The following is a 16,871-nucleotide window of genomic DNA, read 5'->3' as shown; positions in this document are numbered from 1 at the left end:
CCGTCGCCGCCTGAGGTGACTTGGGTCCTGGGCCTGTTAATCGGTAGTCGGATCCATTATTCTAGCGGCCGTTTTTAATCGGCCTATCTTTGCTGCTATCAGTTTGCAGTTTGCAGTTTGTTGCCGTTTCTTGCCATTTGTTGTCCCGGAGTTTCCTGTTCATGCGTTTTCCCTTTTTGGCCGCCGCGCCCTCGTACGCGGTTGCTGTTGATAGTGACTGCAAGGGATGCGGTGTATGGCAAGGGATATGGTTTCAGGCGCTGCTTTATTTCACCCTGGCCCGGCTGACGGTCTGGCTGGGCGACTCCCTGATGTTTTCATTGTGGTTCTCGCATCCCCTGTGGCCGGCGGCGGGGGCGATGCTGGTCGGGCTCATGCTGTGGGGGCAACGCAGCTGGCCGGGCATTGTGCTGGGTGCCGGCGCCTCTTTTATGGTTCAGACGATAAAAGGCGGCGTATTTGCCCCCGAACTGGTGGCTCAGTCGTTGACGGTGGGCCTGGGGGTGTCTCTGCAAGCCTGGATCGGCTACCGGCTGATCCGGCCCTATTTTGATGCGCGAGCCGGTGTTGAGCGGGCATCGGGCCTGTTTGTTCTGCTGCTGCTGGCAGGCCCCCTGGCATCCCTTATCTCGGCCACCATCGCCATGGCGGGCTTTTATTATCTACAGGGTGAAGCCCTGGCGGTACTGCTGCCCCGCTGGTTCAGCTGGTGGGCCGGCGACAGCCTGGGGGTGCTGCTGGTATTGTCCCTGTCGATGGGCTTTTTACCGGCAACCCGGCAGTGCTGGCGCGCTCATCGCTGGCAGATTGTGTTGCCCCTGCTGGTGGCCAGCCTGCTGATGGTGAGCGGCTATTCCTGGCTGGCCCGCAGCAACCAGCTGTTGGCGCAGCAGGAAAAACAGCAGGATAGTCTCCAAGTGAATGCGGCACTGGGTCAATGGCTGTTCACCCAGACGCGGACGGTAGAGGCGGTGGTCGGCCTGTTCAATGCCAGTGAACAGGTGAGCCGGGAAGAGTTTGCCCGCTTTACCCGTATGCTGGTGCGTGACGGCAATGATATCGGCGGTCTGGGCTGGGCCCCCCGGGTGTCGGGGGCCGAACGCGTCGAAATGGAAAGCGAGATCAGGGAGAGTGGCCTGCATGACTTTACCATCCGCCAGGTCGATCCTCAGGGGCGGCTGACGGCGGCGGCACCGGCTGTAAACCACTATCCCGTCTTGTATTCGGAATTGCGTTCGGGGAGCCCGACACCGGCTCTGGGGCTGGATCTGGGTCATGATCCGGACACCCTGGCCGTGCTCCGCCAGGCAAGAGACACAGGGTTGCCGGTACTGGAAATCCGGCAGGCTGTATTCGGTGCCGATCGTGCCCGTAACGATGATTACCGCTTGTTCTTTCCCGTCTATCAAACCGGGTTTGTGTCCGGATCGGCCACCTCCGCCGAGCGCCGCGCTGCCCTGCGGGGGTTTGTCGTGGGCCTCATCTATCTGGATGACATTTATCAGCCGTTGCAGCAACAGGCGGCGCAACGGGGAATAGGCGTAGGCCTCACTCACCCGGATGGCAAGTATCTGTCGCTGAGCAACACGATGCCGGAACAGCATCCATCCTATGCCCGGCTGGACAGCCATGTGGGATCTCTGGTCGGCAATGCCCTGCAACTGACCAGCTGGGATCTGCAGCCCTGGACGGTAGCAGACTCGGTCGCCATGCAGATTTATCTGGGCGGCAGCGTGATTATCTCACTGCTGTTGTCGGTTTATGTGCTGTCGGCGGCGGGGCAGAATGTGCGTATCGGCCGCAAGGTGGCGGCGCGCACCCTGGAAATTGCCCGGTCAGAAGCCCGGTTGCGCGGCATTATCGACGGTATGCCCGTGTTTGTGGGAGAAATGACCCCGGACGGCATCCTGATTGAGCTCAACCGTTCTGCACTGGAAAGATTTGGTTTGCGGCGTGAGCAGGTGCTTGACCGGCGCTTCGAACTCACTCCCTGGTTTGCCCATTCGACGGCGCTGCAGGCCCGGCTGCGTGAGGATATCCGGCGGGCAGCCGCCGGTGAGCCGGTGCGTCATGACCTTGAGCTGGTGGCGGCCGATGGCAATGTGATGACCATGGATTTCAGCCTGATGCCGGTGCGGAATGAGCAGGGCCAGGTGGTCAAGCTGATCCCCTCTGCGGTGGATATCAGCGCCCGTCGGCAGACCGAGCTGGCGTTACTTCGCAGTGAACAGGCGCTGGGCGAGAGTAACCAGCAGCTGGAGCTGAGGGTGGTGGAGCGTACCCGTCGGCTGCAGGAGAGCGAACAGTTTATCCGGGGCGTGCTCGACGCCTTGCCTTCCCATATTGCCGTACTCGACCAAAAGGGGATGATACTGCAAACCAACCTGGGCTGGCGTCGCTTTGCAAAAGCCAATGGCGGTGTGGTTGAGGCGGTAAGAGAAGGGCAGAATTATCTGGAACAGTGTGATGATGAGCAGGAAGACGGATTCAATGTCGCTTGCCTTATTCGTGAAATCATAGCCGGGCAGCGTACAATGGCGGGTTTCGAGTACGACTGTCATGGCCCGGAGCAGCGGCGATGGTTTCATTGCCGTATCACCCGGCTGGCCGAGGGTGACAACATCCGGGTGGTGGTCAGCCACCATGATATTACCACCAGTAAAGAGGCCGAATTGTCGATTGCGCAACAGGCAGAAGAACTGGAAAAACGGGTTGAAAAACGGACGGCCGAACTCCAGATAGCCCGCAGTGAAGCGGAGCGGGCCAACCGGGCCAAGTCGAATTTTCTGGCCACCATGAGCCATGAAATGCGCACTCCCATGAACGGCGTGCTGGGTATGCTTGAGGTGCTGGAGCGGCAGAACACGCAGCGCTGCAATGGGGAACCGCTTGCCATCATCAGGACCTCGGCTCACACCTTGCTGCGGCTGATCGACGATATTCTGGATTTCTCGAAAATCGAGGCAGGTCGGCTGGAACTGGAGCGGCTGCCGCTGGCGCTTGGTCAACTGGTGCAGGAGGTCTGCACGGTATTGCAGCCCATGGCCGACGACAAGGGGGTGACGCTCAGCTGTCATCTTGCCCCGGATGTTCCGCCACATATCTATGGCGATCCGGTTCGTCTGCGTCAGATCCTCTATAACCTGCTGGGCAATGCCATCAAGTTCAGTGGCGGTCGTCCGCAACAGCCGGGGCGGGCGGCGCTTAGGGTCGAGCGGCATAGCGGGGAGCCGGGGTGCCTGACGTGGTCGGTGATCGATAACGGCATCGGCATTGCCCCCGAACTGCAGGCCGAGATATTTGCCCCTTTCGTCCAGGCCGAAAACTCGATTACCCGCCGCTTCGGCGGCACCGGCCTGGGCCTGGCCATCTGCCGGCATCTGGTTGATATGATGCAGGGTGACATCGGCGTACAGAGTCAGCCCGGCAGGGGGACCACCTTTACCCTGATGCTGCCGGTACAGCCAGCGCCGTCGCCGGAATCCACTGCCGCCGTGCCGATGACGAATGGGGCTCTTCAATCAGGGGGCGCCTCAATTCGGGGCGGGCATGGGTTGGCGCCGTCGTCAACTGAGTCGTCGAATGAACGGCGGGAGCAGGTGATCCTGGTGGCGGAAGATGACCCGACCAACCGGAAAGTGATCCGCCAGCAGCTGGCTCTGCTGGGCTATGAGGCGGTCGTGGCAGAAAATGGTGATCAGGCACTGCAGCAGTGGCGCAGGGGCGGTTTTGCGCTGCTGCTGACCGATCTGCATATGCCGGGAATGGACGGGTATCAGTTGGCGGCGGCGATCCGCCGGGAAGAGCAGGGGCCGCCCATGCCGATTCTGGCCTTGACCGCCGACCTGTTAGGCGTCAGGATGCAGAAACATTCGGACCTGAATGATTACCTGACCAAACCCATCAGCCTCGATGTGCTCGGCGCCATGTTGCAGCACTGGTTATCGGCGTCCGAGCCACCGGCTTCTCGGGAGGAGCCTGCCACGCCTGATACGGTGGAGCCGGTGCTGGATACCTCTGTCCTGCATGATCTGGTCGGTACCGAGCCGGAGCTGGTCCGGGAGCTGCTGACCACCTATAGAGACGGGCTGCAGGAGGCGGGGCGCGCCCTTTACCCTGCCTATCTGGAGGGCGATCTTTCTCGGGTCGCCGCGCTGGCGCATAGATTAAAATCCTCTTCGCGCATGGTCGGTGCCCTTGCCCTGGCGGAACTGTGCACCGAGCTGGAGGTTGCGTGCCGGCATCAGACATCGGGTGGAGCGGAACCGCTGCTCCGGCGGTTTGAGGCGCAGCAAAAAGAGGTTGAGGCTTATCTTTCCGAGGTACTGGCAGGAGCGGGGGAGTGATTGAAAAACAAGAAAAACGAGAAAAACGAGAAAAACATGGTACGAGGCAGCACCTGATATGAAGATCCTGGTGATCGATGATGACCCCTTTATTCTCAAGGTATTGACACGCCAGCTGGCACAGGCCAGCAGAAAGGAAGTGATTGCCTGTTCCTCTGCCGAGCAGGCCTTGAGCCTGCTGGAGCGGGCGGGTGCCACTATCGCGCTGGTGATACTGGATCTGCAAATGCCGCAGATGGATGGCATTGAATGCGTGCGTCATCTGGCTCGTCTCGGCTATCAGGGGGGAGTACTGCTGCTCAGTGGCGAAGATGAACGTATTCTGTCCACCGCTCAGTCTCTGGCCAGGGCTCATGGCCTGAACGTGCTCGATGCGGTCAGGAAGCCGATTTCCTTGGCACGACTCTGCCAGGTGCTGGAACAGGGCCAGGCGGCCCCCTTGTTGCCGAAACGAGGCCCTCTGGACTTGTGCGACCCGGCCGATCTGGCCAGGGGCATCGCCTCCGGTGAACTGATCAACCATTATCAGCCCAAGGTGGTTCTCGCCAACGGGGCGGTGGACGGGGTCGAGGCGCTGGTGCGCTGGCAGCATCCCCGGCATGGCATTATCTACCCGGATCAGTTTATCTCGGTGGCCGAGCAGCACGGGATGATCGAAGAGCTGAGCCGCTGCGTCATGCGCCAGGCGCTGACCGATGCCCGCCTGTGGCGGCAGCACGGCCTCCGCCTCAATATCGCCATCAACGTCACCATGAACAACATCAGCTCCCTGTTGTTCCCCGAGTTTGTCACCCAGATGGCGATGGAAACCGGAATGCCGCTGGATCATCTGATCCTGGAGGTGACCGAAAGCCAGTTGATGGCCGAGCCGCTGAAGGCGCTCGATAGCGTGACCCGGCTGCGACTGAAGCGGATTGGCCTGTCTATCGATGACTTTGGCACCGGGTATTCTTCCCTGGCCCAGTTGAGAGACATCCCCTTCAGTGAGCTCAAGATAGACCGCAGTTTTGTGCACCAGGCCAGCCGGGATCCGACCCGCAGGGCCATTTTCGACTCTACCCTGGCCATGGCCGAGCAGTTGGGAATGAACACGGTGGCGGAGGGCGTCGAAGATGCCGAAGACTGGGACTATCTGCAAAAGACAGGCAGATGCCAGCTGGCGCAGGGGTATTTTATTGCCCGGCCCATGCCGGCCGAACAGATGAACGACTGGATGCAGCAGTGGAGCCATCGCCTTGAAGGGCTGATTGCCCTGCGGGAAAAATAACCCTGATGGCAGATGAACGACTATCTGAACCACTAGCTGAACCACTATCTGAACCACTAGCTGAACCGCTATCGGTGTCTTGTGATCCCAGGGGGCCGGTGGCGCGTCTCACGCCGTCGCTGGGTACCGCCTTGCGCGTCATGATAATCGTGTTTGGCTATGGGGCGCTGGCCGAACTGGGCATGTGGCTGGCCACCCCGCCTGTGTATGCGGCGCCGGTCTGGCCTGCCGCCGGTCTGGCTCTGTTTGGCCTGCTGATCTGGGGGCGACACTACTGGCCGGCAGTCTGGCTGGGCGGATTTGCCGCAGACCTGCTGCACAAGTCCTTGCTGGCCGGCGAGGAGCCGACCCTGTCACTGGTGCTGATGACCGGCCTTACGGCGGCGGCGGCCACCCTGGGTGCCGTTCTGGGGGCCCGCTGGCTGGCCCCCCTGGTCGATGAGCGCCATCTGGCCGAGCAGGAAGCAGAGGTAGTGTGGCGGCTGGCACTGGCCGCCCCCGTGGCCTGCACCCTGTCGGCCACGGTGGGCATCTGGTCCATGTATCTGCTGAACGGCGTCTCGGCCGAGCTGCTGATGGGTAACTGGCTGGCCTGGTGGTCGGCCGATGTCCTGGGGGTGCTGATGGTGGCCCCTTTCCTGCTGCCGCTGTTGTCCTGTCACTATCGGGACACCTCGGCCGCCGTGCGCAGGATGCTGCTGTTGCCGCTGCTGGTGATCATATTGGCGGTGATTGGCCTGAAGCTGCTCGGGCGCATGGAGAAAGCGGAGCGCAGGGAACACATCAAGGTCTCCGGTGAAGTACTGTATAAGCACCTGGAGAGCTATGTGTTGCGGCAGCAGGAGGCGGTATATGAAGTGGCCGATATGCTTGCCACCGACCACGAGCTGGATCAGCGCGAGTTTACCCTGTTTACCCGGCGGCTGATGGACGGCGGCGTGGTCAAGGGACTGGCCTGGCTACCCAGGGTGACGGAGACGGATCGTGAGGTCTTCGAGTCGGTGATCCGCCGACGTGGCTGGCCCGAGTTCCGGCTGCTGGAGCGCAATACCCGGGGGGATCTGATACCGGCCCTGTCCCGGCCCGACTATTTTCCGTTAACCTTCCTCGTTTCCACTCCTGATTATGACGCTGTGTCCGGCGTCGATCTGGGCGCCGGTGCGGCCGATAGGGCGCACCTGGAACAGGTGGCGGCCAGCGGCCAGCCGGTTCTGAAATACTGGAACAAGCCGTTGCATGGCGACACGCAGGACACCTGGCGGCTGTTTGTGCCCGTGTACCAGCCCGCTTTTGTTGCCGATCAAGCCTCGCCAGAGGCGCGACGGCAGGCCTTGAACGGTTTTTCGGTGGGACTCATTCAGATTCAGGATCTGGTGCAGGAGATAGCGGACCGATCTCTGCGGACAGGGCTGCTCAGCCGGCTCACCCTGATTGAGCGGGGAGCCGAGCCGCGGGTGCTGCTGGATCAGCGTGAAGCCATGCATGCCGGCCAGGAACCCGACTGGCAATGGCATCCCGAGATATTTGCCGATGCACACTTTGTGCTGGAAACCTGGGCGCCCTTGCCCTGGCAGCCGGGCCAGTCGTCGATGATGAAGGTGTTTATCCTGGCCGTGGTGATTCTGCTGCTGCTGGCGACCTCCTTTACCACCAACGTCACAGGGCAAAGCATACGTACCCGGCGTCTGGTGTTGTCCCGAACCCGCGAGCTGGATACGGCACGTCGTGAGGCGGAGCAGGCCAATCAGGCAAAATCCGATTTTCTGGCCACCATGAGTCATGAACTCCGTACCCCCATGAACGGTATTCTGGGCATGAGCGAGCTGCTGCAGCGCCCGCAGGCGGAAGGTGACCGGCAGGAGACGGTACACATCATCAGGGACTCGGCACAGATGCTGCTGCACCTGATTGACGACATACTGGATTTTTCGAAGATAGAGGCGGGTCAGCTGGAACTGGAGCGGGTGCGGGTGAATATCCGTAGCCTGGTGGACGGTGTCTGCCGCACCCTGCAGCCGATGGCCGTCGACAAACAGGTGGAGGTTCGTTGTGTGATTGACGAAGGGGTGCCTGCCGAGTGCTGGGGCGATCCCACCCGTTTACGTCAGCTTGCTTACAACCTGCTGGGCAATGCCATTAAATTCAGTGCCGGCCGCCCCGGAGTGCGCGGCCGGGTACTGATCCGGGTTGAGTGGATGCAGGAGGCGCCACCGCGGTTGTTGTGGCAGGTGTCCGACAATGGTATTGGCATAGCGCCGGAACAGAAGGCGGCATTGTTTGAGCCCTTTGTTCAGCTGGAAAGCTCGACCACCCGCCGATTTGGCGGTACCGGCCTGGGGCTGGCCATCTGCCGGCGCTTGGTCGATATGATGGAGGGCGATATTGGGGTCGTCAGCACACCCGGAAAGGGGGCCCGCTTTACGGTGACCCTGCCGCTGGCGGAGGCGTTGCCCGGGCGGGCACCTGCATTGACCGATGCCAGCCCCTGGCAAGGGGCGCCACCGCTCCCGGAGGCCGCTAACGGGCAGCGCATTCTGGTGGCGGAAGACGATGCGGTTAACCGCAAGGTGATCCAGCGTCAGTTGACGCTGCTGGGTTATCGCCCTGTGTTGGCCGAGAATGGCAGTGAGGCATTGCAGCGCTGGCAGCAGGATGCATTTTCACTTCTGCTCACCGATCTGCATATGCCGGAAATGGACGGGTTTCAGCTGGCGCGGGCCATCCGGGAACAAGAGCGGGGGCCACCGATGCCCATTATCTTGTTGAGCGCCGATCTGTTGCGGGTGGCATCGCGTCTGGAGCCGGGGGTGAATGATTATCTGGCCAAGCCGGTAGCGCTGGATGTGCTGGCCGCCATGTTGCGAAAATGGTTGCCTGCCTCACCCCAGGTGTCGATTGCCGACCCCGTGACCGAGGGGCAGAGCCAGCCTGTGCTGGATATTTCGATATTGCACGCCCTGGTGGGTGGGGATGATGCCGCGGTCGGTGAGCTGCTGGCCGAGTACCGGGCGTCGCTGCAGCAATCGGCGCTGGCCATGACGGCCGCCTATCAGGCCGGGGATATGGCTCAACTGGGGGCCATGGCACACCGCCTCAAGTCCTCTTCCCTTAGTGTCGGGGCCCTGTCGCTGGCCGAGCTGTGTGCCGGCCTGCAAAGTGCCGGCAAGGAAGGAACCACGGCAGCCCTGTCGGCCCTGATCCGTGAGTTCGAGGCCGGGTGTTTATTGGTCGAGGAGCAGCTTGGCCAGCACATGCCGGTATAACAGACCCTAGGAACCGCGTGCCTGCAGGTACTGCTGCAGGCGGTCCCGCTCGTCATCCTGCAGTTCCAGCCCCAGCTTGGTGCGGCGCCACAGAATATCCTCCACCGTGGTGGCCCATTCGTATTCCACCAGGTAATCCACTTCCTTTTGATACAGATGGCCGCCGAACGCCTCACCCAGGCAGTCCAGTCGCTCGCACCCCTGCAAAAACCGGTGGCACAGGGTGCCGTAGCTGCGTACGAAGCGCTGTAACAGGGCATCGGGCAGCCAGGGATAATGCCACCGTAGCGCCTCGGCCAGCCGGGCCGGGGTGCTGAAGTTGCCGCCGGGCAGCACGGCGGTGTGGGTCCAGGGCGGGCCGGCTTCGGGAAAGAAGCGGCACAGGGTGCCGGTAGCGGCCTCGGCCAGCAGGCGGTAGGTGGTGAGCTTGCCGCCGAATACCGACAGCAGCGGGGGCTCGTTCTCGGGGGCGTTCAGCTCGAAGCGGTAATCGCGGGAGGCCGCCTGTGCATCACCGCCGGCGTCGTCTATCAGGGGGCGAACCCCGGAATAGCGCCACACCAGATCCGCCGGGCTTGTCTGGCGTTTGAAATAGCCATTGACCAGATGACACAGATACTTCACTTCGTCATCGTCGATGGCCACCTCGGCCGGATCGCCTTCGTAGTCCACGTCCGTGGTGCCAATCAGCGAGAATCGGCCCTGATAGGGGAGCACGAACACAATGCGTTGGTCTTCGTTTTGCAGGATATAGGCCTCGGGGCCATCGTGCAGCCGTGGCACCAGAATATGGCTGCCCTTGACCAGGCGCAGTTGCCTGGGGGCTGGCATTGTCATGGTGTCGGCAAACAGCGAACTGGCCCAGGGGCCGGCGGCGTTGACCAGCGCACGGCTGCGGTACTGTTTCCGCTCGCCGGTAACGGTGTTTTGCAGCGTCAGCTGCCAGAGGCCCCCTTTACGCCGGGCCCTGATGCAACGGGTACGGGTCTTGATCTCGGCGCCGCGATCAAAGGCGGCCATGGCGCACAGCACCACCAGCCGGGCATCGTCCACCCAGCCGTCGGAATATTCGAAGCCCCTGGTAATCTGGGGCTGCAGCGGGCTGTTTGCACCGAAGCGAATGGCGCAGGAGCCGGGCAGATGTTTGCGCCGGGCGAGGTGATCGTAGAGGAAGAGGCCGGCGCGGATCATCCAGGCCGGCCGCAGATGCGGGCGATGAGGCAGACGAAAACGCAGCGGCCACATGATGTGCGGGGCGCTTTTCAGCAATAACTCGCGCTCGGCCAGCGCCTTTTTGACCAGCGCAAATTCATAATGCTCCAGATAGCGCAGACCACCATGAATGAGCTTGCTGCTGTTGGACGAGGTGGCCGAGGCCAGGTCGCTCATTTCGCACAGCATCACCCGCAGGCCGCGACCCGCCGCGTCCATGGCGATGCCGGTACCGTTGACACCACCGCCGATCACCAGCACATCAAAAAGAGGGGAGTCCGTTGTCATGCGGTTCCTTATCGGTTGTTATACCAATCGGACTAAAGATGTGATCAATATCCGATAACAATGCCGTGTTTTAAGCACTGTCATACCGGTACTGAATCAAGTTCAGCATGACGGACCCGGTATCTTTCTGCAGAGAGATCCTGACGTTCGTCAGGATGACGGTCTGAAGATGATTAATCCGATTGGTATTATTCATGTTCTTCCCAGTCTCGTGAACGCATCACCGCCTTTTGCCAGCCATGGTAAAGGCGGGTCCGGGTGTCCTTGTGCATCCGGGGCCTGAATGTCCTGTCCACCGCGAGGGTGGCGGCCAGCTGTTCGGTATTCTGCCACAGGCCCACCGCCAGCCCGGCGAGAAAGGCCGCCCCCATGGCGGTGGTTTCGGTTTGCTGCGGGCGCACCACCCGGGTGTTGATCATGTCCGCCTGAAACTGCATCAAAAAGTCGTTGGCGACGGCGCCACCGTCGACCTTGAGCGCGGCAAGCACCAGCCCGGCGTCTTCCTGCATGGCGTCCAGCACCTCGCGGCTCTGGTAGGCAATGGCCTCCAGCGCCGCGCGTATGATGTGATTGCGGTTGCTGCCCCGGGTCAGGCCCACCAGGGTGCCACGGGCATAGGGGTCCCAATAGGGGGCGCCCAGCCCCACGAAGGCCGGCACCAGATAAACGCCATTGCTGTCTGCCACTTGGTCGGCGAAGTAGCCGGAGTCCTGCGCCTCGCGGATCAGGCCCAGCTCGTCGCGCAGCCACTGAATAATGGCACCGGCCATGAATACCGAGCCTTCCAGCGCATAGTTCACTTCCCCCCGGGCACCAACCGCCAGGGTGGTGAGCAGGCCGTGGCGAGAGCTGACTCTTTGGCGGCCTGTGTTCATCAGCAGAAAGCAGCCGGTGCCGTAGGTGTTCTTGGCCATGCCCTTGTTGAAGCACAGCTGGCCGAACAGCGCGGCCTGCTGGTCGCCGGCAATACCGGCAATGGGGATCTCGCCTGTGGCACCCAGCCGGGCCTGGCCGTAGATTTCACAAGAGGACTTCACCTCGGGCAGCATGGCGGCGGGAATGTCCAGTGCGTCCAGCAGATGTGGATCCCATTGCAGGCGGTTGATGTTGAACAGCATGGTACGGGAGGCGTTGGTGTAGTCGGTCACGTGCACCCGACCTTCGGTCAGCTTCCAGATCAGCCAGGTGTCTATGGTGCCGAACAGCAGTTCTCCGTTGTTGGCCTGCTCGCGGGCACCCGCGACGTTATCCAGAATCCACTTGATCTTGGTACCGGAAAAATAGGCATCCAGCACCAGGCCGGTATTTTCCTGCACATAGTCGGCGAGGCCTCGGGCTTTCAGCTGCTCGCAGAGCGCGGCGGTACGGCGGCACTGCCAGACGATGGCGTTATACACCGGCTTGCCGGTGGTTTTGTTCCACACCACAGTCGTTTCGCGCTGGTTGGTGATGCCGATGGCGGCAATCTGCTCCGGCTCTATGCCGGTTTTGGCCAGCACCTCGGTCAGGGTGGCGCGCTGGGTGGCCCAGATTTCCATGGGGTCGTGCTCGACCCAGCCGGCTTCTGGATAAATCTGGGCAAATTCCCGCCGGGCCAGGCCCTGAATCTGCGCGGCGTCATCGAAGATAATGGCACGAGACGAGGTGGTACCCTGATCCAGGGCCACCACATAGCGCTTGGTGTGTGGTTGTTTGGTGTGTGGTCGTTGGGTATGTGGCTGCTTGGTGTGAGACATGAGGCGCTCTCCTTATCGAATCATCATGGCCGCATGAGCCGCGCGCGGCGCCGTTATCGTACCCGGCCGATGCATTGTTTGGGCAGCCGGGGGCGAAAGGGCGTGCGGGGTCCGGCGGAGATGGCGCCGGCTTTATCGTTCAGCCAGCTGGCAAGCTCGCGGCCGCAGCCGGTGCCGGCGGGCACCTGTGCCTGGGGCTCACACAGCGTATCGCCTTTTGGGCAGTGCAGCCGCACATGAAAATGGCTGGAATGGCCAAACCAGGGCCGCAGTTTTCCCAGCCAGGGGGCGTCGCCATAGGCCTTGCACATGGCGTTCTTGATCAGGGGGTGCACGAAAACACGGCTGACGCTTTCATCCTGTGCCGCCAGGGCGATCAGCTGGCGCTGTGGGTCACGAAAGTGAGCATTCAGAATATAGTAGCGATGATCCACCATATCGATCGCCCTGATGCGTTGCAGCCGAGAGGGGCTGGGATCGTCGGGGGGCGGGCGCAGCCAGATATCCGCATCCAGGCCGGTCTGGTGGCTGCGATGGCCAGAGGAAAAGGGGCCCCCTCGTTCCATGGCGATATCGGCGATCAGCATCGGTGGCAAGCCGGCCTGGCGGGCACCGCGACCCAGGCGCTGCAGATAATCAATCAGCGACGGCTGGCCATAGAAGCGTTCGCGGGCGCGTCTGATCACATAAAAACCGGGTCCGGAGGCGGGCAAGGCCCGGGCGTCAAGCTGGCAACCGGCCGCATAACCGCCGATGGCCTGGGCCCATACCAGGGAAGGCAGCCATAACCATAATCCGAAGCCCAACCCGAACCATCTGCTCATGTCAGTGCTCTCCCGCCTGGCCACATGACACCATTATTTATGGTTGCGGTTTTTTTTGCTAGGGTTGTGCCCCTTTTGACCGATGGAATACCAAAATGACAATGCAGCGCCTGCCCCTGCCGCAGCTACTTGAACAACCGCTGGAGTTTGTGCTGATCCCGCCGGCCGGGCGTTTTTACCTGACTCATGCACTGGTCTTGCTGGCCAGCCTCACGGCGGTGGGCCTGTCGTTGTGGGATGCACAAACCGGATTTGGCCTGATCCACTGGGTCGGCGTGATATTCGGCGGCACCGTCTTGTTGCTGAGCCTGTGGCCGGCCAGCTGGAGCCGGCAGCGGTTGATCAACCTGGCGTTCGACCGTGAGCATCTGTATCTGGTGAACGGCGTCGACAAGCAGGCGGTGGCCTTGCCGCGCGAGCGGGTGCGGGCGGTCAACCAGGGCAAGCTGCCCGGCCATGACGGCGCCATCATCGCCTTCACCCTGGATCTGGTGCTGAACGAGCAGGAGCTGGCACACATTCACGAAATTCTGGGCACCCAGGCCGAAGACAGGTTCAAGCTCGATGAAGACGGTTATCGCTTCGGCTTCGTCGGCAACTGGCAAAACCGGCGCCAATTGCTGGCGGCGATCTCGGTGCTGGCGCCGGCGGTCGTGGTGCCTGAGCCGGCGGAAGAGGACGACGATGACTGGGACGATTGAGATGATTGAGGCGTAGGTTGGCGATGAGCGAAGCGAATCCCAACACGAAAGTGACGCCGGCGGTCGTGGTGCCTGAGCTGGCGGAAGAGGACGACGATGACTGGGACGATTGAGATGATTGAGGCGTAGGTTGGCGATGAGCGAAGCGAATCCCAACACGAAAGTGGCGGTGAAATGTTGGGATTCGCGGTGCTCATCCCAACCTACCGCTCTACCGTCTGTCTGCGATTACCTCAGCGTAAATAGGGGTTGTGCAACCGCTCATGGCCGAAGGTGCTTTCCGGGCCGTGGCCGGGCACGAAGGTGATATCGTCGCCCAGTGGCAGCAGGGTGTTGAGAATGGCATCGATCAGGGTGGCATGGTCGCCACGCGGAAAATCGCTGCGGCCCACGCCGCCGTTGAACAGCACGTCACCCACAAAAGCCAGCCGCTGGGCCTCATGTACAAACACCACATGGCCCGGGGTGTGGCCGGGGCAGTGAACCACATCCAGTGTTTCGTTGCCTACCGTTACGCTGTCGCCCTGCTTCAGCCAGCGATCGGGGGTAAAGGCGGGGACGGGATCGAAGCCGAACATCTGCACCTGTTGTGCCAGTCCCTCTATCCAGAAGGCATCGTCTACCCCCGGGCCTATTACCGGCACGCCCGTCTGGGGGCTCAGCTCGCCGGTGGCGCCCACATGATCCAGGTGACCGTGGGTCAGCAGTATGGACGCCAGCGTCAGGCCGCGCTCGGCGATGGCCGCCAGCAGCCGTTCGGTTTCGCCGCCCGGATCGATCAGGGCGGCCTGCTTGGTGTCGCTGCACCACACCAGGCTGCAGTTCTGGGCGAAGGGGGTCACCGGCAGGGTCACTCGGTTCAGCATTTCTTTATTCTTCCTTTAACATAATATTCAGGCTTGCGTAGTCTGTGCCTCGGGCCGGTTGGCCAGCCACTCGGCCAGCTCATCGGCCTCGCCGCGCTTGATGATACGATCTTCCTTATCGACCTGATGCCTTTGATAGATGGGATCGTAATAGCGGCCGAGAAGCTCGGCGATCCACTCCTGGTGGCCGTCGCTGCCAAAGCCCTGTTGCTGTTGATGGATGGCATCGGTCATCTGCTGCGACAGTCGACGCCAGTCCCGGTCGCCCAGCCGTTTGTACAGCCGCTTGAGGCTGTCTTGCAGATAGGCCTGCAGCCGTGCCAGGTCACCGTTGAAGTGGCCTTGCATCACATCCACGTAATCGTGCTGGATCTGGCGCACCCGCTGCTCGAAGGGCACTTCCAGCAACAGAATGGGGGTGCGCTGCATGCGCTGGTACAGGCTCTTCGGCAGCGGGCAGCGGCCAATCATGGCGCTTTCGTCTTCTACCAGCCAGCTCTGGATTCCGGCCCGACGCTGCTTGAGGCGGGCGATGGCCAGCCGGTTCTCGAAGTCGATGGGCGTGGGCTGGGGTTCGCCCCAGTGACCGAAGCTGGAGCCGCGATGGTGGGCATAGCCTTCCAGATCCAGCGCCAGCGGGGTACGGGCCAGCCAGTCGGTTTTGCCGCTGCCGGTCAGCCCCGACAGCACGAAGCCCGGTTGCTCGAAGCCGGTTTCAATCTCTTGCAGCAGATGACGACGCAGCGCCTTGTAACCGCCTTCTACCCGGGTAACCGGACGACCGGCATCTTGCAGCCACTGCTGTACCGTCTGGCTGCGCAGGCCGCCGCGAAAACAGTAGATAACGCCGGTCGGATGCTGCTCCAGCCAGTCGAGCCAGCCTTGCAGCCGTTGCTCGCGCAGCTCATCTGCCACCAGTTGGTGACCCAGCTCGATAGCCGCCGCCTGACCCTGCTGCTTGTAGCAGGTGCCGACCCGGGCCCGTTCTTCATCGCTCATCAGCGGCAGGTTGCAGGCCTGGGGGAAGGCCCCTTCGATAAACTCCACCGGGGCGCGCAGATCCAGCAGTGGGATATCATCGCCGAGCAGCCGGTCGTAATCGGCGGTCAGCTCGGTCACCTGGTGTGACTCACTCACCCGTCACCTCGATGCGATGCTCGCCCGCGGCGGTCAGCTCGCCGATGGAGGAGAGGTGAAGGTCGTGTTTGGCGGCCAGGGTCAGGAAGGCATCGACCGCGTCGGGGCGCACCGCTACCAGCAGGCCGCCGCTGGTCTGGGGATCGCACAGAATATGCTGCTGGCGCTGGCTGAGCGGGGCCAGCTTGTGGCCATAGGCGTCCAGGTTGCGCAGGGTGCCGCCGGGCACGGCACCGGCCTGCAGATAGTGATCAACGGCGGGCAGCAGCGGTATGTCGGCCATCTTGAGGGTGGCACTGACATCGGCGCCTTCGCACACTTCCAGCAGGTGACCCATGAGGCCGAAGCCGGTGACGTCGGTCATGGCGCTCACGCCCTCCAGGGTCGCGAAGTCCTGGCCCGGCTTGTTGAGCTGGCACATGATGTCGGCGGCCAGGGTGGCGTGTTCGTCGAGCAGCACGCCTTTCTTCTGGGCGGTGGACAGAATGCCGATGCCGAGCGGCTTGGTCAGAAACAGCCGATCACCGGCGGCGGCGGTGTCGTTGCGCTTGACCCGATCGAGTGCAATCTGGCCGGTCACCGCCAGCCCGAAGATGGGCTCGGGCGCATCTATGCTGTGACCGCCGGCCAGTGAAATACCGGCATCAAAGCAGGCCTGGCGGCCGCCGTCGATCACCTGCTGGGCGATTTCCGGCGCCAGCAGATTGACCGGCCAGCCGAGAATGGCGATGGCGGTGATGGGGGTGCCACCCATGGCGTAGATGTCGCTGATGGCGTTGGTGGCGGCGATGCGGCCGAAGGTAAAGGGGTCGTCCACGATCGGCATGAAAAAGTCGGTGGTGGAGATAATGCCCATGCCGTTGCCAATGTCGACCACGGCGGCGTCGTCCCGGCTGTCGTTACCGACGACCAGACGCGGGTCGTTAAAACGGGGCAGTTGACTGTGCAGTATGGTGTCGAGGACCTTGGGTGAGATTTTGCAGCCGCAGCCGGCGCCGTGGCTGTATTGGGTCAGGCGAATAGGTTCCACTTGGGCTTCCTTTGAGTCACTAACGGAAAGGCCCTATGTTACTCCTAATTACTGCAAGGTGCATCTGGAGCAACAGAACGAGGTGGGGATCGGGGAGAAGGGATGGGAAAATCAACCCCGGCATACTGCCTTCTGTAGGGTCGAATTCATTCGACCGCTTTATCCTCTGTGCCACACTCATTGGTCGAATGAATTCGACCC

The 16,871-nt window shown here is 62.0% G+C and carries 10 protein-coding genes; 4 read left to right on the top strand and 6 right to left on the bottom strand.

Going from position 1 to position 16,871, the window contains the following annotated elements; genetic code table 11:
* Positions 1–161: 161 nt before the first annotated feature.
* The 3 genes from HNR62_RS02925 (at position 162) to HNR62_RS02915 (ending at position 8,876) form a co-directional block, all read left to right on the top strand.
* The gene (locus HNR62_RS02925) at positions 162–4,346 is read left to right on the top strand and encodes a CHASE domain-containing protein (RefSeq protein ID WP_204794591.1); all 4,185 of its coding nucleotides are present in this window, start codon (positions 162–164) and stop codon (positions 4,344–4,346) included.
* A gap of 58 nt (positions 4,347–4,404) precedes the next feature.
* Positions 4,405–5,613 (top strand): EAL domain-containing response regulator, encoded by a 1,209-nt coding sequence (locus HNR62_RS02920; RefSeq protein ID WP_204794590.1) that lies wholly within the window; start codon positions 4,405–4,407, stop codon positions 5,611–5,613.
* Positions 5,614–5,711: 98 nt separating this feature from the next.
* Positions 5,712–8,876, top strand: a complete 3,165-nt coding sequence (locus HNR62_RS02915; RefSeq protein ID WP_204794589.1) for an ATP-binding protein — start codon at positions 5,712–5,714, stop codon at positions 8,874–8,876.
* A 6-nt stretch (positions 8,877–8,882) separates the two neighbouring features.
* Here the strand turns inward: HNR62_RS02915 and glpD are convergent, their stop codons facing one another.
* The 3 genes from glpD to mepA form a co-directional block, all read right to left on the bottom strand.
* On the bottom strand, positions 8,883–10,376 hold the full coding sequence (gene glpD / locus HNR62_RS02910; protein WP_204794588.1) for a glycerol-3-phosphate dehydrogenase: 1,494 nt from the start codon (positions 10,374–10,376) through the stop codon (positions 8,883–8,885).
* A 188-nt stretch (positions 10,377–10,564) separates the two neighbouring features.
* Entirely contained in the window at positions 10,565–12,112 is a 1,548-nt protein-coding gene (glpK, locus tag HNR62_RS02905) for a glycerol kinase GlpK (RefSeq protein WP_204794587.1), read from the bottom strand.
* Positions 12,113–12,165: 53 nt separating this feature from the next.
* Positions 12,166–12,936 (bottom strand): penicillin-insensitive murein endopeptidase, encoded by a 771-nt coding sequence (gene mepA / locus HNR62_RS02900; RefSeq protein WP_204794586.1) that lies wholly within the window; start codon positions 12,934–12,936, stop codon positions 12,166–12,168.
* 95 nt (positions 12,937–13,031) lie between these two features.
* Here mepA and HNR62_RS02895 point away from each other — a divergent pair, with 95 nt between their 5' ends.
* The gene (locus HNR62_RS02895; protein WP_204794585.1) at positions 13,032–13,637 is read left to right on the top strand and encodes a hypothetical protein; all 606 of its coding nucleotides are present in this window, start codon (positions 13,032–13,034) and stop codon (positions 13,635–13,637) included.
* Between the two features lie 233 nt (positions 13,638–13,870).
* Here HNR62_RS02895 and HNR62_RS02890 read toward each other — a convergent pair whose 3' ends face one another.
* Genes HNR62_RS02890 through selD form a run of 3 tightly spaced genes read right to left on the bottom strand, consistent with a single transcriptional unit; the run spans position 13,871 to position 16,670 of the window.
* On the bottom strand, positions 13,871–14,503 hold the full coding sequence (locus HNR62_RS02890) for an MBL fold metallo-hydrolase (RefSeq protein WP_275587995.1): 633 nt from the start codon (positions 14,501–14,503) through the stop codon (positions 13,871–13,873).
* A 27-nt stretch (positions 14,504–14,530) separates the two neighbouring features.
* Positions 14,531–15,640 (bottom strand): tRNA 2-selenouridine(34) synthase MnmH, encoded by a 1,110-nt coding sequence (gene mnmH / locus HNR62_RS02885; RefSeq protein ID WP_420827135.1) that lies wholly within the window; start codon positions 15,638–15,640, stop codon positions 14,531–14,533.
* Positions 15,633–16,670 carry a selenide, water dikinase SelD gene (selD, locus tag HNR62_RS02880; RefSeq protein WP_204794584.1) on the bottom strand — a complete coding sequence of 346 codons (1,038 nt, stop codon included), beginning with the start codon at positions 16,668–16,670 and terminating at the stop codon, positions 15,633–15,635. The genes mnmH and selD overlap by 8 nt, the downstream gene beginning before the upstream one ends.
* Between the last annotated feature and the right edge of the window lie 201 nt (positions 16,671–16,871).

The organism is Oceanisphaera litoralis, assembly GCF_016907015.1.
Lineage (GTDB): Bacteria > Pseudomonadota > Gammaproteobacteria > Enterobacterales > Aeromonadaceae > Oceanimonas > Oceanimonas litoralis.
Note: the sequence above shows the minus strand (reverse complement) of the source record. Positions and strands in the feature narration are given on the sequence as shown.

Excerpts from the sequence above, each read along its gene's own strand:
- HNR62_RS02925 (WP_204794591.1), top strand. The coding sequence starts at position 162 with ATGCGTTTTCCCTTTTTGGCCGCCGCGCCCTCGTACGCGGTTGCTGTT.
- HNR62_RS02920 (WP_204794590.1), top strand. The coding sequence starts at position 4,405 with ATGAAGATCCTGGTGATCGATGATGACCCCTTTATTCTCAAGGTATTG.
- glpD (WP_204794588.1), bottom strand. The coding sequence starts at position 10,376 with ATGACAACGGACTCCCCTCTTTTTGATGTGCTGGTGATCGGCGGTGGT.
- glpK (WP_204794587.1), bottom strand. The coding sequence starts at position 12,112 with ATGTCTCACACCAAGCAGCCACATACCCAACGACCACACACCAAACAA.
- mepA (WP_204794586.1), bottom strand. The coding sequence starts at position 12,936 with ATGAGCAGATGGTTCGGGTTGGGCTTCGGATTATGGTTATGGCTGCCT.
- HNR62_RS02895 (WP_204794585.1), top strand. The coding sequence starts at position 13,032 with ATGACAATGCAGCGCCTGCCCCTGCCGCAGCTACTTGAACAACCGCTG.
- HNR62_RS02890 (WP_275587995.1), bottom strand. The coding sequence starts at position 14,503 with ATGCTGAACCGAGTGACCCTGCCGGTGACCCCCTTCGCCCAGAACTGC.